The sequence below is a fragment of the Bacteroidales bacterium genome, from assembly GCA_035647615.1.
Taxonomy (GTDB): Bacteria; Bacteroidota; Bacteroidia; order Bacteroidales; family 4484-276; genus SABY01.
The window spans coordinates 356,247-382,237 of the sequence record DASRND010000036.1 but is presented as its reverse complement, the minus strand read 5'-3'; the positions used below and the strand labels follow the sequence as shown (position 1 = coordinate 382,237).

Below are 25,991 nucleotides of genomic sequence, written 5' to 3'. Positions count from 1 at the left end.
GTCAGGGTATGACTTTAAGTCATGCCCTGACTAACTTACAATTTATTCAATCACCAGCTTTTTGGTCATTACATTATCCTGTGTGAATATTTTTACAAAATAGATTCCTGAGTCGAATGTTGAAACATTCACATTCAGGATTTTTGAGTTGAATTTGCCTTCGAAAACAAATTGTCCGGCCTGGTTGATTATAGTAAGATGTGTGATCTCAGCTTCGGATTGAATTTCCACCTCATTGCTGGAAGGATTGGGGCTGATTCTTACTTGTGCGTATTGCGCTCCATCAAGGCCGGTGATTAGTTTTGCAGGCTCCAGGTAAAATGTGTGATTTGTAATTTCACCATCAACAATTGCTACATCAGTTATAGTATTTGTTTCGTAACCAGCAGACTCGCAGGAAACTGTATAAAGACCTTCGGGTAGTAACATACTGTAATGTGAACCAAATGGTGTTTCAGCAGTATATAGGTGATCATCTGCATTCGTAGCAGTAATCACGGCAGCATCAATGGACAGGTTGTTTTCGGCATCGCGTACAAAGCCCTGTATTTTACCTTCTGTCAAATTTGTCCCAACCAGAATGGTATAATCTTCCACTTCACCAAAGGAGAAGTTATTTTCGCAGGCACCGGCAGGATCTGAGCCATATTTCAAAAACGCCCGCATTCTTACTGATCCGGGAACTGCATCAGCAGGCACCAACACACTTGCAGTTAGTGTCCCCGGCCCACTGGTTTGTCCTAAGTCATAAATTTCTCCCGGATCATTAAAATCACAGTCCTGATTCCAATCAAAAAACACCCAGATATTCTCCGTCCAGTTTCCTGTTGATCCACAAGATATGGATATATCATGCGTTGATCCTGGTTCAACTTGTGTGGATATGGAAGTGTAATCTGTGTAACCTGGCCCTGCCACCGAAGAATTATCTATAGTATTGAAACTAACATTGCTGATCCACTCATCCGTACCATTATTACTTCCGGCAGGACAATACACACAAGTAATAACATTGATATAATCTTCTTTTGTTTCACTGTCTGACCCGGCAACATTTGATACCTCAAGAGTTACTGTATAGAAGCCAAGTTCAGCAAATTGAACTTCGGGGTTTTGTGAATTTTCATTGGTACCATTAACAAAGGTAAAGGTTTCTGGCGTAATTGTCCATGTCCATGCTGATGGGCCACCGTAAGTGAGGTCAGTAAAAATAACATCTGCATCCGTGACAGGGCTTGTGTTGTCGGCTTCAAAATCAGCAATTGGTGCCGGGATACCAATGTTAAAGTTGCGAATAAAATCATCGCCACCCGTTCCATTTTCATCACCATCCAGGGCTGTACCAAAGGGGTTGCTCAAACCGCCGGAGAAAAAGGTAATACGATGTAAACCATTGATAAAGGGAGGGCCGGAAACTTCAAAAGTCACGTAATTTGTCCCATACATATAAGGAGCAGAAATAGTAAGTGTGTACAAAACATCATCAGCATTTCCAAAGGTATCATCCGGGCCGGCACCTCTCAGCTCGTAATTAGCAATATTATTTACCGTTGCAGGATCCATTACCTGTGAAAAAGCCACGGTAAACTCATCAATCTCATCGGGAGGAACTGTGCTTCCTTCATTTGGCATTCCTTCGGTTGATTTAAGGATAGGGGAGCCAAGCGTAGTTGACATAGCCGAATAGGTGTTAACCCTTCCTGCTCCGAGCAGCCCGGCATAGGCTGGATTTATACCGTCAATATCATCGGCAGTAGCTAAAAGCTGGGCTGCAACCTGATAACTATTCCAGCTCGGGTTGGCACTCCATATCAGAGCTGCTGCACCGGCGGCATTGGGAGTTGACATACTTGTACCTGATTTATATCCATATCCATTGGATGTTATGGTAGAATAGATATCGGTACCCGGAGCAGAAATATCCATACCTGTTCCGTAATTGCTAAAACTACTTTTCGTATCCGAAGCAGTTGTACTCGCAACTAATAACGTCTGGTGAAAAGCCTGACGTGCTGGATTTAATTCGCCGCCATTTCCACCCGAATTAAAGTGTAGCACCCCGGCATCGTGCATATATTGCATGCCGGCAGTAAACACAGGATCGCCCACAAAGCCATTAATATTATAGCTTGTATTAACAATGTGTGCTCCATTGTCGGCAGCATAAGTAAAAGTCTCGTTGCAAACTGTAGCAGTCCAGGCGCCTACACCATAAAACTGTAAAGGTAAGATGGTTGAATGTCCTGAAACACCTGCAATTCCGATTGAATTATTGGTGCGTCCTGCACTAATACCTGCTACGTGTGTTCCATGATCATCGTATGTTGAATTTGGATTGGGGTTATTGTTTCCTGAGGCGAAGTCCCAACCATTCACATCATCAATATATCCGTTATTGTCATCATCAATTCCATTACCGGGTATCTCGCCGGGATTTACCCAAATATTAGGGTTCAAGTCGCTATGCGAAAGTTCTACACCATCGTCAGTAATTCCTATGATGATATCAGGATTGCCATAGGTATAATCCCATGCCAGGTTGTTTTGCATCAAAGGATGGTGGTATTGGGTACCATAACTGGGATCATTGGGGATAACTTCACGGGGATCTCCCTCAAAATAAAAATTTGGGGAACTCCAAAGGATATCGGGCTTTCCATCCAGCATTTGCATGGCTCCAAAAACGTCCATATCCTTGGTGAGGGATAAGTGTACCAGCGACACACTTCTTTGTTCAGTTTGTTGCTTGGTCATCAGATAGGCGATAGGCCTTACATTTTTGTTTCCAAAAAATTGTGACCAATCATATTCCTGAATTTGCAAAATCGCTTCTGCCTTTGAGGCCTTAAGCACTACTGCTACTACAATTTCGCCCTGCATGTATGGATGATATTTGGCACGCTCGATCATGTCCTCAGGCGTAACAGCATGCCTTACAAAAGCATCACTTATCGCTTTCGGGGTGTGCGATTTTACTGCGGATTTTTCCTGTCCAAAAACGGGAATACAAAATAAACTAATTGTTAAATAAAAAATGACTGGCAATGAAGTAATTGCCGCTTTGTAGATATGTCTCATCATAAAATAGAGTTTTTAAGATTTAAATATTAATATAAAATTTTAATTGTTAATGTTTTAAATGGCAATGACAAGGAACAAGAAATTGAAACTATTTGTTTAGCAAGAAGAAAGATTATCCCTGGCACCACAATGTTATTATCTTTTTCATGAGTTTCAGAAAGCGGCTTCCAGGGTCCGGATATGAACCGTAATTAATAATTCTCACTCTTCAGATCATTCCGATCCCGCGTTTCTAAAATGATAATGTTTTGTTAATTTTTTTCTGCCTTTCAAAAATTCTGTACTTTTATTTTTTAAAAAAACAATGCGTTGATCCCAAATCTTTGGGGTGCCATGTGTAGATGTGGAATCACAAACAAAACAATTTAAAAACCTCAACATTATGAAAGATTTATTTCAAATTGCAGCCTCCGAAATCGGGGTGAAAGAAACCAAAGGCGCCGAGCATACGCCCCAAATTGTAAAATATGCGCAGGAGGCAGGCTTCAGGGAAATTACCGACGACGAAACTCCCTGGTGCAGCATTTTTTTAAATTGGTGCAGCATGAAAGCCGGCCTGCAGCGCACCAACAAAGCCAACGCGCAAAGCTGGCTCAGCGTGGGTGTGCCTGTGGACGATCCGCGTCCGGGCGACGTGGTTATATTTTGGCGCGAAAGTCCGAAATCGTGGAAAGGCCATGTAGGAATATTTGTTGGCTTTAGCCGCGACCAAAAACAAGTATTTACCCTGGGTGGAAATCAAAAAGACAGTGTAAGTATCCAGGGCTTCGACGCACAAAAAGTACTGGGCTTTCGCCGACTGAGCAACGAGGGGAATATGGAAATACCTTCGGGAAATCCGCATTTGAAATTGGACAGCATCGGCCAGGAGGTGGTGAAACTGCAGCGCGTTCTCAATGAGCTTGGCTATCATTGCGGCGCAACCGATGGCGCGTTTGGCACACGTACTCAGGAGCAGCTCATGAAATTGCAGAAAGACGAAGGAATAGAACAGGATGGCGTGTACGGCGAACAAACCAAAGCACTCATCGAGAATATCTTTCAGCGATAGATGGTGATAATTTTCAAGTAAAAATGAAACAAGGTTCAAATAAATTTCAATAATTAAATTTCAAAAATCCAAACTTCATACGTATTTGAAATTGTCTGCAACGATTACCGATGGTTGTTTTTTGAGATTTATTTGGTTTTTACGTCGTTTCTTATCAGGAAGTAAAATTATCTATTCATCAATAAAAAAATCAACATTATGACAAAAATTGAAGAAATTCTGCAAAGAATCGAGAATGGCATCATGGACATCACCCAGCTTAAAATTCAAACGGTGATGGGTCGGCTCGAGATCGACGACAAGAACGAAATCGAATTCTCGCCGGGTCAGGAAATTGAAGGCATCATCAGCAAAATAGATTTGCTCGATGGCGATATTACCACCCAGATCACCGAGAAGTTTTACCAGAAATATCCGGAGCTGGTGCAGTTTCATCAGTCGCGCGAGGCACGCGGTCACGAAATTATCTAAGGCAATATGCTTGCGCTTGGCACCATTGTGCGCACCCTGCGCAACATGTACAGCGAGAAACCCACGCCATGAGCGACGACAAAAAGAGTGTGATTGGTAAGTTGCTCGACGATCTGACACATATCGAGATCAACACCATCATAAAAAAAGGAATGACCTCGGCGCCGCAGCCCGACAGTATCGAGGAGAAGCTGCGGGTGCTGCTGTCGGATTATATCGAGAAACTCGCCTCCATTATCAGGCGCAACGACCTGCCGATGGATTTTCAGTTGAAAGGTAAAACGGTTTCGATACGCTGCGCTGAAATAAAGTCGTACGAAAAGCTTTACGCTGATCTGGATGCACTCGATGATTACATGTCGCTGAACCATATCCGCATCGAAGAAAAGGACTATGTGATCATCATCCGCATGAAGTCGTTTTGCAATTACCTGCGTTCGCGAAGCAGCGATATGCTATTTACACAGAGCAAAAATCTGGCTTCCGACGTCAATCTTTATAGCGTTGACATGGATCGTTGTGCTGATTTCAAAATAAAGATCAACGACCGCGACAAGGTGATGATTACGCGGGTTTTTGATCTGGGCACCGAACGCATCGTTATGCAGACGCGCATTGGAATCGACGGCGACATCATCACCAGAATAGAACAGGACTTTGCCGGCATGCCCAAGCAGGTGGTACTCGATGCGCATGACAAGCATACCAATCTGGCGCTGAAATACTGGCAGGACATCATCAATGTGGTGAAGGATATTGTGAGCAGTAAACTGAGTAAAAAAAATGTTTAGGTTCGATTATTTTCCTTTTGTAATGAATCTGTTTCGTCGCGGCTATTACCGCTGGAACACCGAGTGTACAGATAAAGCGCTGGCATTGCAAACTACTTTTTATCTGCAAGGGGATTTTCTCTGTTTCTTCATCCTATCAGAAGGGCACCAGGTGGACGACTTCTCTGATGAGGATTTCCAAAAACATCTTACCAAAATCAATCACGACATGGCGGGGCTTACCACCTTTGTAAGGCAAATCGGATTTTTGATAGTGGCCGCCATTGCCGGAGTTTCCTTTTGGGTTAATCCCGAGCGAGCGGTGTTAAATATTGTCATAACGTCGGTATCGGCAGTGGTGCTGGTGGCTTTTCGCAAATATTTCAAAATGGCCCTAAACAAAGCGCTGGGGGCGTTGTTGGGCTTGTTTATCAGGAAATATTTTTGAAGAATGAAAATCGGAATTTTAAAAAAAGGCATTGTCCCTGCAGCCCTCATCACTTTCTTTTTTTTAATAATAACAACTCAGCAGGTTTTTGCTGCCGCCGACTCGCTGGTGATGCAAAATGGCGAAACGCTCCTGGGCAAGATCAAGTCGTTGGATCGCAATGTGCTGGTGTTTTCTACCGGCTATTCAAGCAGCGACTTTAAAATAAAATGGCAGAAGGTGACCGAAATTTATAGCGACAAGATGTTTCTGGTTACCGATGCTTCGGGCCAACGCTATTATGGCTCCATCAACACCGATTCCCTGAGTCACGATCAAGTACTCTTAGGCAGCGGCAGCGAATCGGTGCTCATTCCGATTGAGAAAGTGGTTTATATCCGACCCATCAAAAAAGACTTTCGAAGCCGTTTCGATGCTTCCCTCAGCGTCGGCTTTAATTTGGCGAAAGCCAACGACCTGCAGCAATTTACTATTCGTAGTAATTTTGGCTATGACGCCGAACGATGGAATTATAAAACGAGTTTTAATATGGTGCGCAGCTCGCAGGAAGATGCCAACAATGTGCGGCGAACGGATGCAACTCTAGGTGTGCAATATTTCCTGCCCAAAGATTGGTTTGTGCTGGCCTCGTCGGATTTCCTGCAAAACGATGAGCAAAATCTAAAGCTGCGAATCACGGCCTCGGGCGGTGTTGGGAAATATCTTATCCATACCAACCGCACAACCTTTACCCTGGCGGCAGGCGTTGCCTGGAACAACGAAACCTATACAGAGGCTGATCTCGGTACACGCAACAGCGCCGAAGGTTACAGCGCCGTCGATTTGAATATGTTCAACATTGGCGACCTGAGCATTCAGAGCTCATTAAGCGTTTTTCCGGGCATCACTGAGCAGGGGCGTGTCCGTGGCGATTTCAAGTTTGACGTGAAATACAATCTGCCGCTTGACTTTTTTATCAAAGCGGGCACCACTTTCAACTACGACAACCGGCCTGTTGCCGGCGCATCCGAAACGGATTATGTGGTGCAAGCAACTTTTGGATGGGAGCTTTAGGGGATGTTTCTTACTGTTGGAAAAATCAACATTCCTGAAACCCTACAAAAATTTTAATGGAGGGCGTGCAGTTTTTCATTTTTTCTGTTGTGAATTTTTGGGATGTGTTTTTCTGATGAAATTATGTTCCGTTGCCCTGCACCGGAGGAAAAATTACCACCCATCAAGGACTGCCGACTGCCAACTGTTGACTGCCGACTGCCAACTGTTGACTGCCGATTGCCGACTGAGAACTGAAGACTGCCAACTGAGAACTGCATTTAATTCTCAACCTCTTCTTCCACAAAATACATCTCAAACGAAAGTCCGTTTTTCACTTCAATCTGTCCGCGTGGGGTGCATTTGAAATCATCTTTCACCAAAAGCCACGTGGCGTGCGAAATATTTACTTTACCCACCTCGCCCCCCGATTCCATGCGTGAGGCAATGTTGACGGTGTCGCCCCAGATGTCGTAGGCAAATTTGCGGTTGCCCACGATGCCCGCTACCACCGGGCCGGTGTGCAATCCGATGCGCGCCTCGAACCACGGCATTCCGGCAGTCTGACGTTGTTGTTTGTAGCCTTCCATAAACCGCCGGATGGCGCAGGCGGCACGCACGGCATCCTGGGGGTTGGTGTCGTTGGCAACAGGCAGTCCGGCAGCGCACATGTAAGAGTCGCCGATGGTCTTGATTTTTTCGACGTGGTACTGCGTTATGATGTCGTCGAAATGTTTGTAGCAATAGTCAATTTCGGCCACCAGCTCTTCGGGAGTCATTTGTCCGGCCATCTGAACAAAACCTTTGAAGTCGGTAAAAAGAACCGTCACCTGATCATATTTGCGTGCCTTGGAGGTGCCGCTGTTTTTGAGTTCCTCGGCGGTCTCTGATGGCAAAATATTCAAAAGCAGGTCGTCGGAGCGTTTGCGTTCGTGCGTGATCACCAGGTTTTTATTTTCCAGCTCGCGACGTGTGCGCTGCACATAGCGGTAGCGGTGCAGCAGCAACAGAGCAACAGCTAAAAACAGTGCTCCGATAAGGATGATCAGGTTACGCAACTGTTTTTGGCGCCGGAGCTGGAGCTTTTGCATTTCAATATTTTTAGTAAAAAGCTCTATTTCCTTATCCGTTTTATTTTTGGCGTAAGCATTTACCCGCATCTGCGACTTGTTCTTTTCGATGTTTTGCAGCGAGTCGCGCAAAGCGATGTATTTTTCGTTGTATTCAAAAGCGTACTTAAAATCGCCCATACCGCGATAGGCTTGGCTCAGTTCTTTGTAAGTATCCACCAGGATGCTCCGATAGTTCATTTCTGATGCCAACCGCTGCGATTCTTTAAGCACCTGAATTGCCTGGGTGTGTTTGTCATTTCGGATGAGCAAAACGCCCCGGGCAATCATTAGACTTAACAAGCCATAGCGGTCGTTTACCTGGTGTGCCAGATCAAATGCTGTGTCGAGGGCGCTCTCGGCAAGGTCTATTTCACTTTTGTCGAGATATAGATACACAAGCGCCTGATAGCCATATTGCATCTTATAGAGGTCGTGATTTTTGCGGTGCAGCGCGATGGCTTTCTGATGGTAATAAAATGCGGAGTCGTAATGTTCGAGCGCCTGAAATGCCACGCCGATATTAGAAAGATTGGTAGCGTATTTGGCTGTGTCGTGGCTCTTCAGGTTGTAATCCATCGCTTTGTGAAAATAATCCAGCGCCACTTCGGGGTTTTTCATTTCGTGGTAACGCAGCCCGATGTTGTTGAGCGCCACGGCCATGCGCATGGTGTCGTTCATGCTTTCGGCCAGCGAGAGCAACTCCAACAGGTAATCTATCGAAACGGAATAGTCGCCCATCTGCGAATAGACAATGCTTAGATTGTTGTAAACAGCGGCAGCAATAAGGCGGAGATTGTTCTCTTTAGCTATCGTAAGGCTTTGCTCATATTTGGCTATCGCTGCAGGATAATCGCTTTGCTCGAGCATCATCCCCTGCAGGTTGAGTGCTGTGGCTATCCCGGGAAAATAATTTGCCTGCCTGGAAAGTTCAAACAACTTTTCTGCATAATACCACGCTGTGTCGGGATGGTAGGTGTTAATATCGTGCACCGCCGCCATCAGGTTCTCGATGCGCGAAGTGTCGCCAGGATGTTGCAGCATTTCTAAATATAAGCTGTCGCAAAGTGTGATTTTCTTTTCGGCCTGCGCATTGGGCAGCAGTACCATCCACAGCAAAAGCACCAGAAAAAGTTTTTTAGCGTGCATTTTTTATTTTATTAATTACAAATTCGGCGATCTGATTTATGGGCAGCACGAATTGAGCAGCGCCGATTTTTTCGGCTTCTTTGGGCATTCCGTACACCGCGCTTGTGGCTTTATCCTGAGCAATGGTTAGCGCTCCGGCCTGTTTCATTTCGAGCAGTCCGGCAGCTCCGTCAGCGCCCATTCCGGTGAGCAAAATACCTGTTGCGTTGCTGCCTGCTGCACGCGCCACCGAACTAAAAAGTACATCCACGGCAGGTCGGTGACGATTTACCAGCGGGCCGCTGTAAGCATGCGTGTACAAACCGGCAGGAGATCGTTTCACGGCGAGATGATATCCACCGGGAGCTATCAGTACTTTGCCCACGGTAAGCTCTTCGTCATTTTCAGCTTCTTTCACCCGAAAGGGGAACAGGCTGTCGAGCCTTTCGGCGAAAGTGCGGGTAAAGCCGGCAGGCATGTGTTGCACGATAATTACCGGCGGCGTGTTGGCGGGCAGTCCGGCCAGGATGGTTTGGATGGCTTCGGTACCGCCGGTAGAAGCGCCGATGGCAATGATTGTTTTGTTATTAAAATCAAAAGCTGGCAATGCCGTAGCCCGGAGAATTGAAGGTTCTGGCCGGGTACTAATATTACGACGCGCCGGTCGTGACATGCTGGCGGCTATCACGGCATCGATGATCTGGATGCTGCTTTCGTCAATATTTTTCTGATTGATGAGGTTGGGTTTGTGAATAACATCCACGGCGCCATATTCCAGCGCTTTGATCACTTCGGGCGAGCCTTTGCGCGTAAGACTCGAAATTACCACCACCGGCACAGGGTATTGTGTCATAAGGCGATGAAGAAACGTGAGGCCATCCATGCGGGGCATGTCCAGATCGAGGGTGATTACATCCGGGATTTCTTTTTTCATGCAGGCCGCCGCCACATAAGGGTCGGAAGCTGTGGCAATAATTTCTATCTGCTCTGAGTGCTCCAGTATTTTGGTAAGCGACTGCCTGATTACAGCGGAATCATCAACTATTAAAACACGAATTTTTTTCCTCATAAAACCGGGCTGTTATCTTTTGCCGGACACTCAAAGGTATTTCTGCATCACCTCGCCGGTATGTGTGTTAAAAAATATTTTACGTCCCCGATTGCCACCGGTGCTGCCTTTGGCTATTTCGATGCCATAGGCTGCATAAATCTCAAAAGCAAGCTCAGTGTTACGCTGACCAATATCAAAAATCCTTGCGTTATCGTCGAGCATTTGCGCACCGCCAAAAAATTTGGCGATAAGATTTTCCATATTACTACCCTGAGCCAGCATTTTTTTTACCAGCAGTTCGTTGGCAATATTTCCATATTTGGGCGAAGCAAATCCCTCACCATTCCAAAGCGGCAACATATAATGGTTCATCCCTCCGGTGGCTCTCTCACTGTCCCACAAGCATACGGCCACGCACGATCCCAAAATAGTATTGAGGATGATGGGCTCATGGGCCACAAAAAGGGCTGATGAGTAAATGTATTTCGCCTGCAGGTTGTTCATTGTTTGTTAAAACAATTCGCTTTGGTCGAAAAGAAAATCCTGTCCGTGCGCTGCTGAGCCGCTGCTGTCGATGGTATGTGTATGATCGGGGATACGGATGGTAAAAGTGCTGCCATGATCGCGCTGGCTTTGCAGTATTATTTCGCCGCCGAGGAGTTCGATGTAGGATTTTATCAGTGGAAGCCCCAGCCCATGCCCCTGGCCGGGTTCAGCCACGTCAGGGCTTATTCGGGTAAACCGGTCGAAGACGCGTTCATGATCGGAACTATCGATACCGGAACCGTGATCGGTCACTGCAAGAGATACTGTTTCTTCTTTGTACGTTAGTGAAATGTGCACCTCGGTACCATGATAAGTGTATTGTACGGCATTCATGATGAGATTTTCGAGGATGAGCTGCAATTTTTGTGGATCGCTGCGAATGATAAGTTTTTCAGGGGAGAAGCCGCTATAGACAAAGCGAACATTTCTATCGGCAGCAATTTTCTTAAACTTTGCAGTAATGTCTTTGACAGCTTGCATGAAATCAAAATCATAAAACTCTATCACCACATCGCCGGCTTCTATTTCGGCAGACGCAAAAATGTTGTGCCATTGAAAATCGAGATGCACCGTCTCCTGATATATCAGCGCCGCCCGGCGACGAATCTCTTCTGCAGTGAGGTTTTCGTTCGCGCCAAGCGATTCCGACAAACTGAGGATCGACGTTAGTGGATTGATGATTTCGTTGCGTGCATTCGACAGGAAGTTCGTTTTCAGTCGCTCCGCTTCAATGAGTTTGTGGTTCACCTGCTGAAGCGTCCGGTTGAGTTTTTCCAGTTCGCGGTAGGCCTCACTGCGCTGCTCGATGCGGTGCCGGAGCTCGTCGATAAGTTGCTGGTCGGTAAGTGGTGTCATGATTTATGGTTTTAACGATGGCAAAAATCCCAAAAAAACAAATTCCAAATCTTAAATCTCATCCGCCGCTAGTCGGAAGGAATATCTCTAGAGCCAGACGATTCAATAACCCCGGACACCAGGCCGAGGCTAACAAGTATCCAAGACATTAGCGGGCTTTAGCCCAAACCTTTTTCAAAAATAAAATCCAAAAAACAAAATCTAAATCTCAAATAAATCCAAAAAAAAATAGTGAAGACATGCAGCGTTTGCTTTTTGATAATTGAGATTTATTTGTGAATTGTTTTATTGTTATTTGCTTTTTGCAGTTTAAATTTTTTGATAAACAGCGGGCGCTACTCTCTTCAGCGGAAGCCACAAGTCGCTGAATAAAGACTCCGAGTGCCCGATAAAAAAATATCCTCCTTTACGTAGTTTGTCAAGCAGCGCCCGAACTACCCGTAATTGCACTACGCGATCAAAATAAATCAGCGTGTTGCGGCAAAAAATGACATCAAAATCACTTTCATGGAATTTGTCGGTGTGCATCAGGTTTTGCCGCTCAAAGTGCACTTTCTGTCGCAGTGCCGAAACGATCCGCACTGTTTTAGCTGTCCGGTCGCAGCTGCGCAACAGGTAGTTCTTGCGCAGGCTCAGCGGGATTACCTGCGTTTTGCTTTCCGGATAAATCGCCGTGGTAGCTTGTCGCAAAGCCGTTGCCGAAACATCGGTAGCTACAATCTCAAACTCGAACTGATGATGCGAAGCTTTGAATTCACTCAGAATGATGGCCATGGTGTAGGCCTCTTCGCCTGTGGAACATCCGGCGCTCCATATTTTGAAAGATCTATTTGTCGAATGTTGGTAATGATCAATAAACACGTTTCTGTATAAAAAATCAAAATGATCGGGCTCGCGGAAGAAGTCGGTTTTATTGGTGGTAACCGCATCGATCATGTGGATAAGCTCAACCTGTTGGCCACGGCTGCTGAAGAGGTAGGCGATATAGGTGGCAAAGTCGAAGCAGCCGTTTATTTTAAGGCGTGAGCGCAGGCGGCTCTGGAGCATAAGCTTCTTGTGTGGCGGCAGGTGGATGCCATACTCGCGAAAGATAAATTCGCTGAGCCGCTCAAAGTCGGAATCGCTCAGCTCTGCCTGATAGAGCTTATGTAGATCGTTGGCTTGCACCGGTTTTAGTTGGTTTCCGAAACTGTTTTATTAAATGATTTGCATCACACTAACTTTTTCAGCATCGACTCGTCGGCTTCGTTGGGAAGTGTCACCTTTAGGTTTGGGTTCTCTTTCATGGCTCGCTTTATAGCGAAAATAGCGCCGGGGTTACGTGCCCAGTTACGGCGGGCAATACCATTATTAACATCCCAATAAAGCATCGATTTCAAACGACGGCCGGCATCTTCGGAGCCGTCGAGCAGCATGCCGAATCCGCCGTTGATTACTTCGCCCCAGCCCACGCCGCCGCCGTTGTGTATCGATACCCAGGTGGCGCCACGGAAAGCGTCGCCGATAACGTTTTGGATGGCCATGTCGGCAGTAAATTGTGAACCGTCGTAGATGTTGGAAGTTTCGCGGTAAGGCGAGTCGGTGCCGGACACGTCGTGGTGGTCGCGCCCCAGCACTACCGGAGCTGATATTTCGCCTGAGCGAATGGCCTGGTTAAAGGTTTCTGCAATGCGGATGCGTCCTTCGGCATCGGCGTAAAGTATCCGTGCCTGCGATCCAACCACCAGCTTGTTTTCTTTGGCTCCTTTTATCCATCTGATGTTGTCGTGCATTTGTTGGGTAATTTCTTTGGGCGCCGTGGCGGCAATTTCTTCGAGCACTTTTATAGCAATTTTATCGGTGGTGTCGAGATCTGCCGGATTGCCCGAAGTGCAAACCCAGCGGAAAGGGCCAAAGCCGTAATCGAAACACATCGGACCCATGATGTCCTGCACATACGACGGATAACGGTAGCCGCCTTTGTTGTCGAAAATGTCGGCTCCGGCGCGCCCCGATTCCAGCAAAAATGCGTTGCCATAATCAAAAAAGTACATGCCCCGGGCAGTCATTGCGTTGATGGCTTTCACCTGCCGGCATAGCGATTTCTTTACCGCTTCGGTAAACTGTTTCGGGTTGTCGACCATCATTTTATTGGATTCTTCAAAAGAAAGACCGGCCGGATAATAGCCACCAGCCCAGGGATTGTGTAGCGAAGTTTGGTCTGATCCCAATTCCACTTTTATATTTTCTGCTAACAGTTTCTCCCACAAGTCCACAATGTTCCCTACATAAGCCAGCGATACTGACTCTTTGTCCTCACGCGTCCGGCGAATGCGCTCTATCAGTTTTGGCAACTCATCATAAAGCTCATCTACCCAGCCCTGTTGGTGACGTTTGCGGGCGGCAGCTTCGTTCACCTCAGCTATCACACCTACAGCTCCGGCTATCACAGCCGCTTTGGCTTGTGCGCCCGACATGCCGCCAAGACCGGAGGTAACAAATAATTTTCCAGCCAGGCCTTCGTCACTTCCATGCGCCAGCATCCTTCCGGCATTGAGCACGGTGATGGTGGTGCCATGAACGATGCCCTGCGGCCCGATGTACATGTACGATCCGGCGGTCATCTGGCCGTATTGTGAAACGCCCAGCGCGTTGAATTTTTCCCAATGGTCGGGGGTGGAGTAGTTAGGAATCACCATGCCGTTGGTTACAACCACACGCGGCGCATCACGGTGCGAGGGGAAAAGCCCCATGGGATGCCCCGAATACATCGTCAATGTTTGCTCATCAGTCATCTCCGCGAGGTATTTCATGGTGAGCAGATATTGCGCCCAGTTTTGAAACACAGCTCCATTGCCGCCATAAGTAATCAGTTCGTGCGGATGCTGCGCTACGGCAGGGTCGAGGTTGTTTTGAATCATTAGCATAATGGAAGCTGCTTGCCGGCTACGTGCAGGATAATCGCCGACAGGGCGGGCATGCATGGAGTAGGTCGGTCGGTAGCGATACATATAAATGCGCCCATACTTTTGCAGTTCGTCGGCGAATTCCGGTGCCAGCTGTGAATGCAACGCAGCAGGAAAATAGCGAAGCGCATTTTTTAGTGCTAACACTTTTTCGTCGGTTGTGAGGATTTCTTTGCGCCGGGGTGCATGCGAAACATTTGTATCCCACTGCGGCATGGTGGGGAGTTCGGCAGGGATGCCTTGCAGAATCTTTTTTTCAAAATCATTCATCATATTCTTCTTTTATAAAACACACTATGTATGTGAAAACGCAAAAGTACATAAAAGCCTCATTCATCGAAATGGCCGTTAAGCTGCTTCTATCGTTGCAAGGCCGATGGCTGTTTGATAATGTCAATTTAAAACAGCCTTAAATGTTCAAACATTTTGATTTTAAAAGTCGTTTGAATGAAAATAATGCAAACTTTGCAGCAATAATTATTAATTCAAAAACCAAAAGAAAATGGCATACGTAATTTCAGATGATTGTACCGCTTGTGGTACTTGCATTGACGAATGTCCTGTAGAGGCAATCTCAGAGGGCGAAATTTACAAAATTGATCCTGATGTATGTACCGATTGTGGTGCATGCGCTGATGTTTGCCCCGTAGAGGCAATTCATCCTGAATAATTCAGGAGAGGATAAAAATCCAATTTTTTAAACCAAGCAAAGGCTCGGGTAGCAGGACTATCCGGGCTTTTTTTATGCTGATAATTGTAAATCTTTAATTCTCAACCCTAAGTTCTCATTAGTCAATCCAGGGTAATCCTTATTGGATTGTTATGACCTCTTTTACTTTTAATTTTTCTGAAGCACTCGTTTTTTGAATATCGAACCGCAGAATATCGAATACAGAATGATGAAGTAAAGGAAAGTCAAGCAGGGTGGGAGCCAAAATTTTTGTGGAGTTTCCTGCTGACTGGTTTCTTCCGGCTGAAAGCTGTGAACTTCTTCTGCTAAAGCACCACCAGCTTAGTCGTGCTCGTGGTTCCATCGCTGAGGCGGATAATTACAAGATAAATCCCCGGGCTTAGGTTATCGCGGGTGAAGCTTGCAGTTTGGCTATTAGTGAAAACTTCTTTTACCAGGGTTCCACTCAGATTACGAATTTGAAAAAGTTGGATACAGGCTGTGGTATTTTCGATGGTTATGGTGGCAACCGCATGCATCGGGTTGGGAAATACTTTTGCACGGGCTCCATTTTGTTGTGGCGTCGGGGTGCCGCCGGTTGTTACCAATTTAATTTTAGCTAGATAAGGGAAAATAAAACTGGTGGCAGAGAGTGTAATATCGTCAAGATAGAGTTGTCCGAAGGCGGTGCCGGTAACATAAATTTCGTCGGGAGAGAAGGCGTCGAGGGTTTGTGCATCGAGGGCGCCAACTGCAGTTTTTACCCAGCGGTAGTCGCCGTCGGGGTTATAAGCCATTACGAAAAGCCCGCGCGCACCCACATCGGTTTGCCATAGTTCCGACCATTCTATCTGTCCGCGTGAGAAGCCGCACAGATAGGGGAATCCATAATAGTCGAGCGAGAGGTGACTGTGTTTTCCTGTTGTAGCGTCGCCATCCGGCACTTGTGGTACCTCACGCACCCATTCAAAAGTGCCTGTTGTATCCATTCTGGCTAAGAAAAAGTCGTAAACCCAGGAAGGGCCATTGGTAGGGATATCACCAAAAGTTAACGGTGCTGAGAGTCGTCCCGAGAGAAAGATTTTATTGATTGGGCTCCATCTTACTTGCGGCCGTATGCAGCTGACATCTTCAACAAATTTAACCCACACCGGCTCACCGGCGCTGTTATAGCGGGCTACATAGATGCTGTAGGTAAAGCCGGAGTTGTAAGGCACGCCGCCAAAAATCGCATTGGCTCCCGGGCAAGAGCCGGCCACATAAATATCGCCGTCGGCGCTTACGTCGACAGAAGAAACTATAGAAACGGAATTTTGCAGGATATCTAGCATTTGCTCCCCCTCCGGCGAAAATTTGCTGATCGTTGAGTTGCCGGTAGCATTTGCCGACCAGGCCACATAAATATTGTCCTCCTCATCCAGCGCCAGACCTTTTATCTGATCAGAATAATTATAAAACGCAGAAAGATTTTTCATCCAGATTACCTGACCTTGTTGTGTGAATTTTACAACAAAAGTATTAGTGCCGTTTCCGGCATAGGTCAATGTATCTCCCACCGCAAAGACCACATCGGTGCGCATCATTCCGGTCATTACAATATTATTTTGGTGGTCGGATGCCAGGTTAGCGATAATGCTTTGGCCAGCCATTAGTTTATGAAACATCTGGCTGCCGTTGGCATCGTACTTAACAAAGAAGCTTTCGCCAAATGCATTACTGCCAAAGGAAGCAGCATAGGTTTTTAATCCGGCATAGTAAACATATCCCCACCCATCGGTGGTAACGGAATAGTTGAGAAACTCAGGATTCAATTCAAATTCGATGTCTTCGGCCACAGCCCATTCAAAAGTTTGAGCCTGTGCGGCAAAAGGCCAAAGCCATGCTGCAAAGAGCAAGGCTGTGAGCAGGCTGCATGGAAACGACTTGAAAAGATGTTTTGACAATTTCATAGGATGTGGTGTGGAGAGAAATGACCCAAAGAAAATTCATGAACTTCCGGTATTCTGAGAGAAAAGTTCATGAATTTTCTAATGTAGTCGGCTTATCGGGCGAAATTGATGGCGCGTGTTTCTCGGATCACCGTAATTTTAATTTGTCCAGGATACGTCATTTCGTCCTGGATTTTCTTCGACAAGTCGTACGAGAGCAATCTTGCTTCTTCGTCCGAAACGGCTTCGGCGCCTACAATTACGCGCAGCTCACGGCCGGCTTGAATAGCATACGTCTTCACTACGCCAGGGTAGGAGAGTGCCAGGGCTTCGAGGTTTTTGAGACGCTGGATGTAAGCTTCCACCACTTCGCGGCGAGCGCCAGGGCGTGCTCCGGATATTGCATCGCAAACCTGCACGATAGGCGCGAGTAGTGTGGTCATCTCTACCTCTTCGTGGTGTGAACCGATGGCATTGCAAACCTCATCGTTTTCTTTGAATTTCTCGGCCAGCTTCATGCCCAAAAGTGCGTGTGGTAATTCCGACTCATTATCAGGCACTTTTCCAATATCGTGCAGCAGTCCGGCACGTTTGGCTTTTTTGGGATTTAACCCCAGTTCGGCTGCCATAGTTGCGCAAAGGTTGGCTACTTCGCGCGAGTGTTGCAGTAGGTTTTGTCCGTAAGAGGAACGATATTTCATCTTTCCTACCAGCCGCACCAATTCGGGGTTCATGTTGTGGATGCCCAGGTCGATACAGGTACGTTTTCCGGTTTCGATAATCTCCTGTTCGACTTGCTTGATCGTTTTTCCCACCACTTCCTCGATGCGTGCGGGGTGTATGCGTCCGTCGGTGACGAGCTTGTGCAGTGAGAGGCGTGCAATTTCGCGACGTACCGGGTCGAAGCCGGATAGGAGGATGGCGTCGGGGCTGTCGTCGATGATGATCTCGATGCCGGTGAGCGCCTCCAGGGTGCGGATGTTGCGCCCTTCGCGACCGATGATGCGGCCTTTGATTTCGTCGTTATCAATATTAAAAACCGAAACAGAATTTTCTACAGCATTTTCTGTCGCTGTACGCTGAATGGTCTCTACGATAATTTCGCGGGCTTTCTGGTTGGCAGTTAGTTTGGCTTCGTCGAGGACGTCCTGTATGTAAACCATAGCTTGGCTTTTGGCTTCGTCCTTGAGTGTTTCAATAATCTGTGCTTTGGCTTCTTCGGCCGTGAGGCCTGAAATAGCCTCAAGTTGCGCTACTTGTTTGGTTACAAATTTGTCGAGCTCTTCCTGTTTTGCGTTGATCACTTCGAGCTGTGAAGTGAGATTTTTGCGTAGGTTGGCGAGTTCTTTTTCTTTTTTGTTGAGTTCTTCAAGTTTCTGTGTGGCTGTGGTTTCTTTTTGCTTAAGCCTGTTTTCGTTTTTGAGCAGGTTGTTGTTGCGTTCGTTTACAACTTGTTCGTGCTCGGTTTTGAGTTCCAAAAACTTCTCTTTGGCCTGAAGGATTTTCTCCTTCTTCATCATTTCAGCCTTCTCTTGTGCATCGAGCAGCAGGATCTGGCTTTTTTTTGTCACTTTCTTACGCAGCACTGTGGAAGAAAGCACTATTCCGAGGGCTATTCCTAGAACCCCCACGAAAATCGCAATCAAGTAAGTATCCATCATTTTTCGTGTTTTAGGTGAGGGCATCAGAAAAAGAAAAAAACCCGCAAGTATTCCAGTGGAGTTTAGTAAACCCCTTTCTTAAAGATTAGGGTCACCGGCAGCATCAAACGTCCACTGACCCGCCGGATGGCGGATTTCCGCCGAAGCGGAATGAGGCCTGCTTTTAACTGCCTGCGTTTTCCCTTGAGTGTAAAATGTTGAGTTTACAAACAAATATGGAACAAATGCGGGTTAAATCATTCCACCGCGGTCAGGGTTTTCTGCCCTGCTTTAGCGGCGTTTTTCAAAGAACGTTGGTTGAATTTCGTCGGTCAAATGTTCGGTTAGTACTCTGTCGATCTCTTCTAATTTCTCGCTCAGCTTATCCTGTTGAAAGTTCAACTGGATATCCATGTGCTTGTTGCCGATGGCGTTTTGAAGCACCACCATGGCAAGCAAATCCTGTGTGTCTTTAAACTCGTAGCTTTCTGCATATTTTCTGAGGTCATCATTGATTTTTTTTACTACTTCCCGCACCAGCGCCTCATGCTTTCTTTCGATGTGCAACCGGTATTCTCTCTCGGCTACCCGTACGGTTATAAAAAATTTATCCATCACAGAGTATTATAAAAATGCGTTTTAATCATTCATCAGGCCGATGCATCTGTCAACTTCCCGCAACAGCCCGTTAACGAGCTGCTTTGCTTCTTTCGATCCTTTTTTTCTTTCTAATGCCTTTGCAATTTTAATTATCTGATTAGTGTATTCTAATTGTTTAACTTTTAATTTTAGTTCATTATTTTCTTCAAGTAATTTTTTGTTGTGGATTTGTAAAGTGTCAATTTGCTTTTCGTAGCTGCGAAGCTGACTTGATAATTGTCGGGTTTTAAATTCAATGCCACTTACCAACGCAACCAAATCCTTCATAATCCACTTCTGTAATTGATCAAATCACAACCTGACAAAATTAGAATATTTTATCAACTAAAAAATATTTCCATGCAGATTTTATGAAATGTTTTTTAGTTTTGTAGTCAAAGCTATGGCAGATGAACGAAAGTTTCCTGAATTTTGTATGGCAATATCGTCTTTATCATCCTGATTTGCGCACCACCGATGGACAGCAGCTTGAGGTGATTCACCCCGGCATTCTCAACAGTGACGCAGGTCCTGATTTTGCCAATGCCCGCATACGCCTCGATGATACTGTGTGGGCCGGCAATATCGAGATTCATCTGAAGTCGGCCGATTGGTACCAGCACAATCACCAGAACGACGAAGCTTTTTCCAATCTTATCCTCCATGTGGTTTTCGACGATGATCGCATCATCCACGACCGCAACGGAATGCCTGTGCCAACGCTCGAGTTGCGCGGCCTCATCAACGAAGATGTCTATCGCCGGTATCAATATTATATCAATAACCACCACTGGATTCCCTGCCAGACGGATATTGGCCGTATCAGGCCACTGACCATGAAAAGCTGGCTGGAGCGGCTGCTGATAGAACGGCTGGCGCGCAAAAATCATGAGCTGGAAACTTTGCTTGCACATAACATAAACAACCTGAGCGAGACTTTTTATCAGATGCTTGCCGGCAACTTTGGCTTTAAAGTGAATGAGCAGCCTTTCCGGATGTTGGCGCGTTTGCTTCCCGCTAATATTCTGGCAAAGCACAAAAATTCGTTGTTTCAGATCGAAGCGATGCTTTTTGGAACTTCAGGTTTGCTCAGCAGCAATTATCACGATGAATATCCGATGGCGCTGCTGCACGAGTATAAATTTTTACAAAAAAAATATGACCTGGTAACGATGGAGACGCATCTGTGGAAATTTCTGCGGCTGCGGCCCGTCAACTTTCCTACCATCCGCATTGCGCAACTGGCTGCATTGGTGCACGAAAGCGAGAGCATGTTTTCACGACTTATCGATACAACCGGAGTGGATGAGCTTCGGGGCTTTTTTGCGGTGGAGGCAAGTGAATATTGGCACACGCATTATAATTTTGATAAAGAAGTGGCCGCCAAACCCAAGCCGCTGGGCCGCAGCGCCACCGACAACATCCTGATGAATACCATCGTTCGGTTTCTGTTTTTCTATGCCGGCCATACCGGTCAAGCTGAATTTCGCGACCGGGCGATAGATTTGCTGCTGGCGCTGCCTGCCGAAAAAAATCAAATCATCAGCCATTGGGGTGAACTGGGCGTGGTGGCTGCCAATGCTTTTGAATCGCAGGCACTCATCGAACTTAAAAACAATTATTGTCGCACCCGTCAATGTTTGCGATGCAGCATCGGGAGTAAGCTGCTGCGCAGTGAGGAAGTGTGATGCATCAACGACGCTTCCACTTTAGCCTTTTCCCAAGCACCAGCAGCATTGCCCCCGAAATAGTGAGCGCACCACCGATAAGTTGATATTCAGCCGGGAAGCGTCCAAAAATAAAATATGCTCCCACCAGAACAAACAGTGCTGTTGTGCTCTGTATGATGGCTGCACGTGAGGCTTCGATGTATTTTAGCGAACTGTATTGGCAGATAGAAGTGATAAATGGCCCGAAAAACGAGCCAAGAGCTATGTTTATCAATGCTGAGGTTGGAATGACAAAACTTTGCCCCATGATTTTGAAAATCAGCAGCGAAAATAAAACTAAAAAAATAGCTCTGTTGATGGCCAGCATAGTGGGAGTAATGGCCTGGATGTTCTTTTTGGCTATGATAGTGCGAGCGCCGTAAAGCAGAGTGGTAGCAAGCATTAGCCCTGATGTTCCTGTAAAGTAGGATGATAACGGGGCGCCTTTCTGGAAGCTGATTACGAAAGCGCCTGTAAACGTGAGAACAATTCCCAGAACTTCAGCACTTGAAAACCTTTCTCTGAGGAAAAAAACGCCGAACAAGGTTACGAAAATATATTCCATGTTGCGCAGAAAAGAAGGTATCGCAGGATTCTCGGTTATTTCGATGGCTCCGTAAAATGAGGAGGTGGCAAGAATTTCTATTCCGCCAAGGATAAGAAGTATTTTAAATGATTTTAAAGGAATACGATGAAAACGCCGATGTTCAGCCGATCGCATTTTGAACAATGTATTCCAGAGTAATGCGCCGGCAAACCAGTAAACTCCGAACTGTGGCAATGTCACCTCCTGAAGGGCGGCCTTGCTAAAAATGTAAACTGTCGATACCGAAACAGTAGCAATCAAAGCCAGGGCATAGCCTTTTATTTTGGGTTGGATGATCATCTATTGTTAGTCGTGTTTCGTCGCGCCAAAGGTCTTATCTTTCACTTTACAAAATCCATATTTTATAAAATGGCGATCAATACATGGCATTTTAAAATCCTCTGATAATGTGCTTATTTTCTTGTAGTACCAATAATCCGGTCAGCCATCGCGTGCATATCTATCCCATCAAAACGCCGGAGCTCATCGTCAAAAGATTGCTGCTGGCATAATTTTGCGAAAGCAAAAATTCCTGCAACTGTTCTTTCCAAGGCGTTTTTTCAATCCTGAGCATCAATAAAGTAGGGGCGTGAATCATAGCCATACGTCCGTCGAAATTTGAAGGGCGGCAAGATCATTACCTCCGTCTTGCCATTACTCACCATTTTAATTTCCGCCTCAGGATCTAAAAATTCTTTCCAGGCATCTTTATTCTTTATGGTGCTCATTACCGCAAAATTAAAAACATGGTCCGGGTGGATATAATTTTGGAGCGAGGTAGCGTGGAAATAAGGAACAAGCCCGTCGTGAGCATGATAAACTTTAAGTCCCTGACGCGAAAAAACCGTGATGGGCTTGGCATACCAAAACGTGGCAAGCCCGTATTGCAAATTTTCTTCCTCAGCAATTTCGTCGAGCTCGCGCACAAAGTCAGGATAATAATTGAAAAAACGATGCAGACCCTCCGAGGATATTTTTGAAATCCCAATGGTAAACATTGTTAGCAGCAGGACAACAGAAATGGCTTTGGCACCAAAGACAAGTCGGGTTTTGTACGCTTTCTTTTCCAGAAAATAGCCCAATAAAAATCCGAGATTAAGAATAACCATAAACATTGCGCCAAAGTTGTACCGCATGGTGGCCAGGCCGGTAAAGGTTCCCGTAAACACAGGCATAAGGAAGACGGCGGGAATAAAGATGATTGAGAAAAGGAGGTAAAAGGCCAGGGGCGAATCGCATTGGTTTTTCACAATCAGCTTAATAGCAATAAATACTTGCAGGATATAAGATGTAAGTGCCGCAATGATAATAAACGAAAAAACAATCCATCGCAAAAAACGCTCCTTCATCAAGTCCATCAAAATAAAAAAGGATTCCCCGATTTTGTCGAAGTTGGTGATTTTGGGTAGATGCAGGACGTGCAGCCAGGTTCTTTCGATCACACCAAGTAGCCACATCCCCAGCAGAAGCGAAATCAATGCCGAGGCCAGGAGGAGGATTGCTGTCCGTTTTCGATACCTCACGGCCATAAACAAGGTAACGATTACCACCGGAATCGAATACATGAGAATATAGAGCCGGTCGGATAATATGCTGAGTATGGAAAGCACAAAGAGGAATACCAATGTGCTGGTTTTTGGCTTATTTAAATAAAGCAGGCTCATGCCAATGGTGAGGATGGTCATCGTAAAAACACCAAAATGCACCGTACTGCTCAAGGTCAAATTAGCATACCAAAAGCTGTTTGCGACCACGGCATCCAAAAAGTACAGAAGCACCATCAAAGCTGCGAAAGTTGCCAAAAACCATTGTTCTTTTTTAAAAATTTGCTTGAAGATTAAAACCATCCCAAACAGGATAATCCAGTTTTGCACAATCCCAAATAAAAACATCGACCATACTGCATCGCCGCTTACAATGCGAAGGATGAAAAACACCACCACATCAGGAATAAATAGTATCGAAGGGTTTAAAGCCCAAAGGCTGAGGCTATGGCCATCAATAAATAAGCTATGGTAAAGTGTGGGTAGATAGAGCGCATCCGAATTGAAAAAATAAGTCCAGCCTTGTTGCGGGCCCGAAAAAATGGCCAGCACCAACACTAAAAGACAGCCGAGTGTCAAAAGAAAAAATGCCTTGTTCCAGCCTTGTTTTATTGCTTTCATAATAAAAGTGCAAATTTATAATTTATTCCGCGCATATTTCTGCTACAATATCCTCGAGTGGCAGTCCGCCGAAATTCCCCGAGCTCATCAGCAAAAGCACGGTCTTATTGTAGTTTTGTTTTTTTAGGAAGTCGGCCAGCTCATCAGTATCAGTCAATACATTTAAGTTCTCCTGGCAGAAACCCTGTTTCACGGCTTCGGAACTTAGCTCGGGCAACTTTTTTAGGTGCAGCGCATGACTGCTGTAAAATACTACGGCCACATCTGCAGGCTGCAAACTACCCCGGTAATGGTGCAGAAAGCTTTGGCTGAGGCTGCTAAAGGTGTGCAGCTCCATCACTGCAATTAGCCTGTGATCGGGATATTGTGTCCGAACGGCATGTACCGTAGCTTTGAGTTTGGAAGGTGCATGGGCAAAATCTTTATAAACGATACAACCATCCGATTCGCCTATTTTCTCGAGCCGCTTTGCCGCACCTTTAAAGGTTGAAATAGCCTTATAAAAATCGTGTGCATCTACACCCAGGTTTTGACAAATCAGTCGGGCTCCTTCAAGGTTTTGCAGGTTATGGTTTCCAAAAACATCCAAGGCTATTTCCGAATGGCATTTGGGAGTAAGGTAGGTTTTCCCATCCACAATCTTAAAATCAGGAAGATGATAGGACTCTGTAGTAGCCGGCACAGCTGCTTTCCTTGCATCCACCACATCCGCAAGTTCGTTATCATCCTTGCAATAGATTAAGGTTCCCCCGGGATCGGTATCGTCAATCAAGAGGTCGAACTGTTTTTTATAGCCTTCGTACTCCGGGAAAACGTTGATATGATCCCAGGCAATGCCGCTTATCAGCGTGATATTGGGTTTGTAATGCAAAAACTTAGGACGCGGATCGGTGGGCGAGGTGAGGTATTCGTCGCCTTCGATGACCATGATTGGAGCGTCGGTGAGTTTTACCATCACATCAAAACCTTCTACTTTGGCGCCTACCAGATAATCGAAATCCTTACCGACGTGTTGCAGCACATGCATCACCATAGAAGTAATGGTGGTTTTGCCGTGACTTCCAGCGATGACCACACGGGTTTTTTGTTTGGAATGTTCGTAGAGATATTCCGGAAAGGAATAAATTTTCAATTCCAAAGCGGTGGCTTTTTCAAGCTCAGGATTGCCTTTTTTGGCGTGCATGCCCAGAATCACTGCATCGATGTCGTGTGTAATTTTTTCGGCAAACCAACCTTGCTTTTTGGGCAATAATCCGTGGCTGGCAAGATTGGATCGGGCGGGTTCGAAAATCTCATCGTCGGAGCCGCTTACCCTGTGCCCTTTGTTGTGAAGGGCAATGGCCATGTTGTGCATCACTGCGCCACCGATGGCGATGAAATGTATCCGTTGGTTTTTATTATCCGACATAAAAATGGGTTAATAATTTTGTTACGAATTCTGGTTTACGTCCACCAATTCGCCATCGCGCATCATGGGCACCACAGCAGAAGTATCGTTACGAAAGGAAAACTCCAGCACGTCATCCACACCCAGCACATGCAGGCGCTGACGGTGGGCGGCCTTTTCGATGTATTGCATCACGTCGGTTTTGGCGATGTTCCAGAGGTCGATGGCGGCGTAGGCTGAGTCGTTGGTAATTTTGTATTCCTTTTGCTCCAGCAGCTTTTCGATGAAGGCGCCGGCAAAGATGGTGTCTTCGAGGCCAAACGTGTTTTTCCAGCCGGCGCACAATATTAGCACATCACTCTCCTGCTTAGCGATCCGTTGGGCAAGTGCGCTGATATTGGAGAAAGCGCCTACTAAAACCGTCTGGCTTTTGCGGCAGGCGGTTTCGATGGCTAAGGTGCCGTTGGTGGTGGTGAAAACGAGTTTTTGATTTTTCACTTCTCCCTTTTGAAAGGCAAAGGCAGAGTTGCCAAAGTTGGCAAAGCTTAGCATTACACCATCGCGCTCGGCAGCAACCGGGAAACCGATTTTTTTTAGCTCCATTGCTTTCTCTATCGACAAAACGGGAATCACCGATCTGGCGCCATGTTCGAGCGCAGAAACCATCGCGGTGGTGGCACGCAAAATATCCACCACCACTATTGCAGTGTTGTTGCTGATGGTGAGGTGTTCGGCCTCCGCAGGCGTAAAACAAACGTCTACATTAAAACTCATTATGTA

At 46.1% G+C, this 25,991-nt stretch carries 22 protein-coding genes; 7 read left to right on the top strand and 15 right to left on the bottom strand.

From position 1 onward, the window contains the following. Positions 1 to 42: 42 nt before the first annotated feature. Entirely contained in the window at positions 43 to 3,081 is a 3,039-nt protein-coding gene (locus VFC92_13670; GenBank protein HZK09227.1) for a S8 family serine peptidase, read from the bottom strand. 382 nt (positions 3,082 to 3,463) lie between these two features. On the opposite strand from VFC92_13670, the gene VFC92_13665 reads away from it, so the two are divergent. From VFC92_13665 to VFC92_13645, 5 genes are all read left to right on the top strand, one after another. Beyond that, positions 3,464 to 4,132 (top strand): TIGR02594 family protein, encoded by a 669-nt coding sequence (locus VFC92_13665; protein ID HZK09226.1) that lies wholly within the window; start codon positions 3,464 to 3,466, stop codon positions 4,130 to 4,132. A gap of 198 nt (positions 4,133 to 4,330) precedes the next feature. Further along, positions 4,331 to 4,603: a hypothetical protein gene (locus tag VFC92_13660; GenBank protein ID HZK09225.1), complete on the top strand. Its 273-nt coding sequence runs from the start codon at positions 4,331 to 4,333 to the stop codon at positions 4,601 to 4,603. 68 nt (positions 4,604 to 4,671) lie between these two features. Further along, positions 4,672 to 5,394: a hypothetical protein gene (locus tag VFC92_13655; GenBank protein ID HZK09224.1), complete on the top strand. Its 723-nt coding sequence runs from the start codon at positions 4,672 to 4,674 to the stop codon at positions 5,392 to 5,394. Continuing rightward, a complete protein-coding gene (locus tag VFC92_13650) occupies positions 5,387 to 5,821 on the top strand; it encodes a hypothetical protein (protein HZK09223.1) in 435 nt (144 codons plus the stop codon). The genes VFC92_13655 and VFC92_13650 overlap by 8 nt, the downstream gene beginning before the upstream one ends. A 3-nt stretch (positions 5,822 to 5,824) precedes the next feature. Then, on the top strand, positions 5,825 to 6,874 hold the full coding sequence (locus VFC92_13645) for a DUF481 domain-containing protein (GenBank protein HZK09222.1): 1,050 nt from the start codon (positions 5,825 to 5,827) through the stop codon (positions 6,872 to 6,874). Between the two features lie 260 nt (positions 6,875 to 7,134). Here VFC92_13645 and VFC92_13640 read toward each other — a convergent pair whose 3' ends face one another. From VFC92_13640 to VFC92_13615, 6 genes are all read right to left on the bottom strand, one after another. Beyond that, entirely contained in the window at positions 7,135 to 9,111 is a 1,977-nt protein-coding gene (locus VFC92_13640; GenBank protein HZK09221.1) for an adenylate/guanylate cyclase domain-containing protein, read from the bottom strand. Next, complete coding sequence (locus VFC92_13635; GenBank protein HZK09220.1) at positions 9,101 to 10,159, bottom strand: chemotaxis response regulator protein-glutamate methylesterase; 1,059 nt, start codon at positions 10,157 to 10,159, stop codon at positions 9,101 to 9,103. The genes VFC92_13640 and VFC92_13635 overlap by 11 nt, the downstream gene beginning before the upstream one ends. 30 nt (positions 10,160 to 10,189) lie before the next feature. Further along, positions 10,190 to 10,645, bottom strand: coding sequence for a chemotaxis protein CheD (locus VFC92_13630; GenBank protein ID HZK09219.1), 456 nt, complete (start codon positions 10,643 to 10,645; stop codon positions 10,190 to 10,192). A gap of 6 nt (positions 10,646 to 10,651) precedes the next feature. Continuing rightward, positions 10,652 to 11,542, bottom strand: coding sequence for a HAMP domain-containing sensor histidine kinase (locus VFC92_13625; GenBank protein HZK09218.1), 891 nt, complete (start codon positions 11,540 to 11,542; stop codon positions 10,652 to 10,654). 309 nt (positions 11,543 to 11,851) lie between these two features. Beyond that, a complete protein-coding gene (locus VFC92_13620) occupies positions 11,852 to 12,709 on the bottom strand; it encodes a protein-glutamate O-methyltransferase CheR (GenBank protein ID HZK09217.1) in 858 nt (285 codons plus the stop codon). Positions 12,710 to 12,753: 44 nt separating this feature from the next. After that, positions 12,754 to 14,760, bottom strand: a complete 2,007-nt coding sequence (locus VFC92_13615; protein ID HZK09216.1) for a urocanate hydratase — start codon at positions 14,758 to 14,760, stop codon at positions 12,754 to 12,756. A 229-nt stretch (positions 14,761 to 14,989) separates the two neighbouring features. Here VFC92_13615 and VFC92_13610 point away from each other — a divergent pair, with 229 nt between their 5' ends. Next, positions 14,990 to 15,157 (top strand): 4Fe-4S binding protein, encoded by a 168-nt coding sequence (locus VFC92_13610; protein ID HZK09215.1) that lies wholly within the window; start codon positions 14,990 to 14,992, stop codon positions 15,155 to 15,157. A 326-nt stretch (positions 15,158 to 15,483) separates the two neighbouring features. Here VFC92_13610 and VFC92_13605 read toward each other — a convergent pair whose 3' ends face one another. From VFC92_13605 to VFC92_13590, 4 genes are all read right to left on the bottom strand, one after another. After that, positions 15,484 to 17,106: a T9SS type A sorting domain-containing protein gene (locus VFC92_13605; GenBank protein ID HZK09214.1), complete on the bottom strand. Its 1,623-nt coding sequence runs from the start codon at positions 17,104 to 17,106 to the stop codon at positions 15,484 to 15,486. Positions 17,107 to 17,198: 92 nt separating this feature from the next. Further along, a complete protein-coding gene (gene rny / locus VFC92_13600) occupies positions 17,199 to 18,746 on the bottom strand; it encodes a ribonuclease Y (protein ID HZK09213.1) in 1,548 nt (515 codons plus the stop codon). Between the two features lie 270 nt (positions 18,747 to 19,016). Beyond that, positions 19,017 to 19,340, bottom strand: a complete 324-nt coding sequence (locus tag VFC92_13595; protein HZK09212.1) for a cell division protein ZapA — start codon at positions 19,338 to 19,340, stop codon at positions 19,017 to 19,019. Between the two features lie 24 nt (positions 19,341 to 19,364). Continuing rightward, positions 19,365 to 19,652 (bottom strand): hypothetical protein, encoded by a 288-nt coding sequence (locus VFC92_13590; GenBank protein HZK09211.1) that lies wholly within the window; start codon positions 19,650 to 19,652, stop codon positions 19,365 to 19,367. Positions 19,653 to 19,774: 122 nt separating this feature from the next. Between VFC92_13590 and VFC92_13585 the strand changes: the two genes are divergently transcribed. Continuing rightward, complete coding sequence (locus VFC92_13585) at positions 19,775 to 21,052, top strand: DUF2851 family protein (protein HZK09210.1); 1,278 nt, start codon at positions 19,775 to 19,777, stop codon at positions 21,050 to 21,052. A gap of 4 nt (positions 21,053 to 21,056) precedes the next feature. Here VFC92_13585 and VFC92_13580 read toward each other — a convergent pair whose 3' ends face one another. The 4 genes from VFC92_13580 to VFC92_13565 form a co-directional block, all read right to left on the bottom strand. Further along, the gene (locus tag VFC92_13580; protein HZK09209.1) at positions 21,057 to 21,959 is read right to left on the bottom strand and encodes a DMT family transporter; all 903 of its coding nucleotides are present in this window, start codon (positions 21,957 to 21,959) and stop codon (positions 21,057 to 21,059) included. A gap of 260 nt (positions 21,960 to 22,219) precedes the next feature. After that, a complete protein-coding gene (locus VFC92_13575) occupies positions 22,220 to 23,824 on the bottom strand; it encodes a hypothetical protein (GenBank protein HZK09208.1) in 1,605 nt (534 codons plus the stop codon). Positions 23,825 to 23,846: 22 nt separating this feature from the next. Then, positions 23,847 to 25,232 carry a Mur ligase family protein gene (locus tag VFC92_13570; protein HZK09207.1) on the bottom strand — a complete coding sequence of 462 codons (1,386 nt, stop codon included), beginning with the start codon at positions 25,230 to 25,232 and terminating at the stop codon, positions 23,847 to 23,849. A gap of 21 nt (positions 25,233 to 25,253) precedes the next feature. Next, positions 25,254 to 25,985, bottom strand: coding sequence for a 2-phosphosulfolactate phosphatase (locus tag VFC92_13565; GenBank protein ID HZK09206.1), 732 nt, complete (start codon positions 25,983 to 25,985; stop codon positions 25,254 to 25,256). Positions 25,986 to 25,991 lie beyond the last annotated feature (6 nt).

Coding starts and splice junctions, on each gene's coding strand:
- VFC92_13660 (HZK09225.1), top strand. CDS start 4,331: ATGACAAAAATTGAAGAAATTCTGCAAAGAATCGAGAATGGCATCATG.
- VFC92_13570 (HZK09207.1), bottom strand. CDS start 25,232: ATGTCGGATAATAAAAACCAACGGATACATTTCATCGCCATCGGTGGC.
- VFC92_13670 (HZK09227.1), bottom strand. CDS start 3,081: ATGATGAGACATATCTACAAAGCGGCAATTACTTCATTGCCAGTCATT.
- VFC92_13595 (HZK09212.1), bottom strand. CDS start 19,340: ATGGATAAATTTTTTATAACCGTACGGGTAGCCGAGAGAGAATACCGG.
- VFC92_13650 (HZK09223.1), top strand. CDS start 5,387: ATGTTTAGGTTCGATTATTTTCCTTTTGTAATGAATCTGTTTCGTCGC.
- VFC92_13610 (HZK09215.1), top strand. CDS start 14,990: ATGGCATACGTAATTTCAGATGATTGTACCGCTTGTGGTACTTGCATT.
- VFC92_13630 (HZK09219.1), bottom strand. CDS start 10,645: ATGAACAACCTGCAGGCGAAATACATTTACTCATCAGCCCTTTTTGTG.
- VFC92_13640 (HZK09221.1), bottom strand. CDS start 9,111: ATGCACGCTAAAAAACTTTTTCTGGTGCTTTTGCTGTGGATGGTACTG.
- VFC92_13590 (HZK09211.1), bottom strand. CDS start 19,652: ATGAAGGATTTGGTTGCGTTGGTAAGTGGCATTGAATTTAAAACCCGA.
- VFC92_13615 (HZK09216.1), bottom strand. CDS start 14,760: ATGATGAATGATTTTGAAAAAAAGATTCTGCAAGGCATCCCTGCCGAA.
- VFC92_13605 (HZK09214.1), bottom strand. CDS start 17,106: ATGAAATTGTCAAAACATCTTTTCAAGTCGTTTCCATGCAGCCTGCTC.
- VFC92_13565 (HZK09206.1), bottom strand. CDS start 25,985: ATGAGTTTTAATGTAGACGTTTGTTTTACGCCTGCGGAGGCCGAACAC.
- VFC92_13635 (HZK09220.1), bottom strand. CDS start 10,159: ATGAGGAAAAAAATTCGTGTTTTAATAGTTGATGATTCCGCTGTAATC.
- VFC92_13580 (HZK09209.1), bottom strand. CDS start 21,959: ATGATCATCCAACCCAAAATAAAAGGCTATGCCCTGGCTTTGATTGCT.
- VFC92_13585 (HZK09210.1), top strand. CDS start 19,775: ATGAACGAAAGTTTCCTGAATTTTGTATGGCAATATCGTCTTTATCAT.
- rny (HZK09213.1), bottom strand. CDS start 18,746: ATGATGGATACTTACTTGATTGCGATTTTCGTGGGGGTTCTAGGAATA.
- VFC92_13645 (HZK09222.1), top strand. CDS start 5,825: ATGAAAATCGGAATTTTAAAAAAAGGCATTGTCCCTGCAGCCCTCATC.
- VFC92_13625 (HZK09218.1), bottom strand. CDS start 11,542: ATGACACCACTTACCGACCAGCAACTTATCGACGAGCTCCGGCACCGC.
- VFC92_13575 (HZK09208.1), bottom strand. CDS start 23,824: ATGAAAGCAATAAAACAAGGCTGGAACAAGGCATTTTTTCTTTTGACA.
- VFC92_13655 (HZK09224.1), top strand. CDS start 4,672: ATGAGCGACGACAAAAAGAGTGTGATTGGTAAGTTGCTCGACGATCTG.
- VFC92_13665 (HZK09226.1), top strand. CDS start 3,464: ATGAAAGATTTATTTCAAATTGCAGCCTCCGAAATCGGGGTGAAAGAA.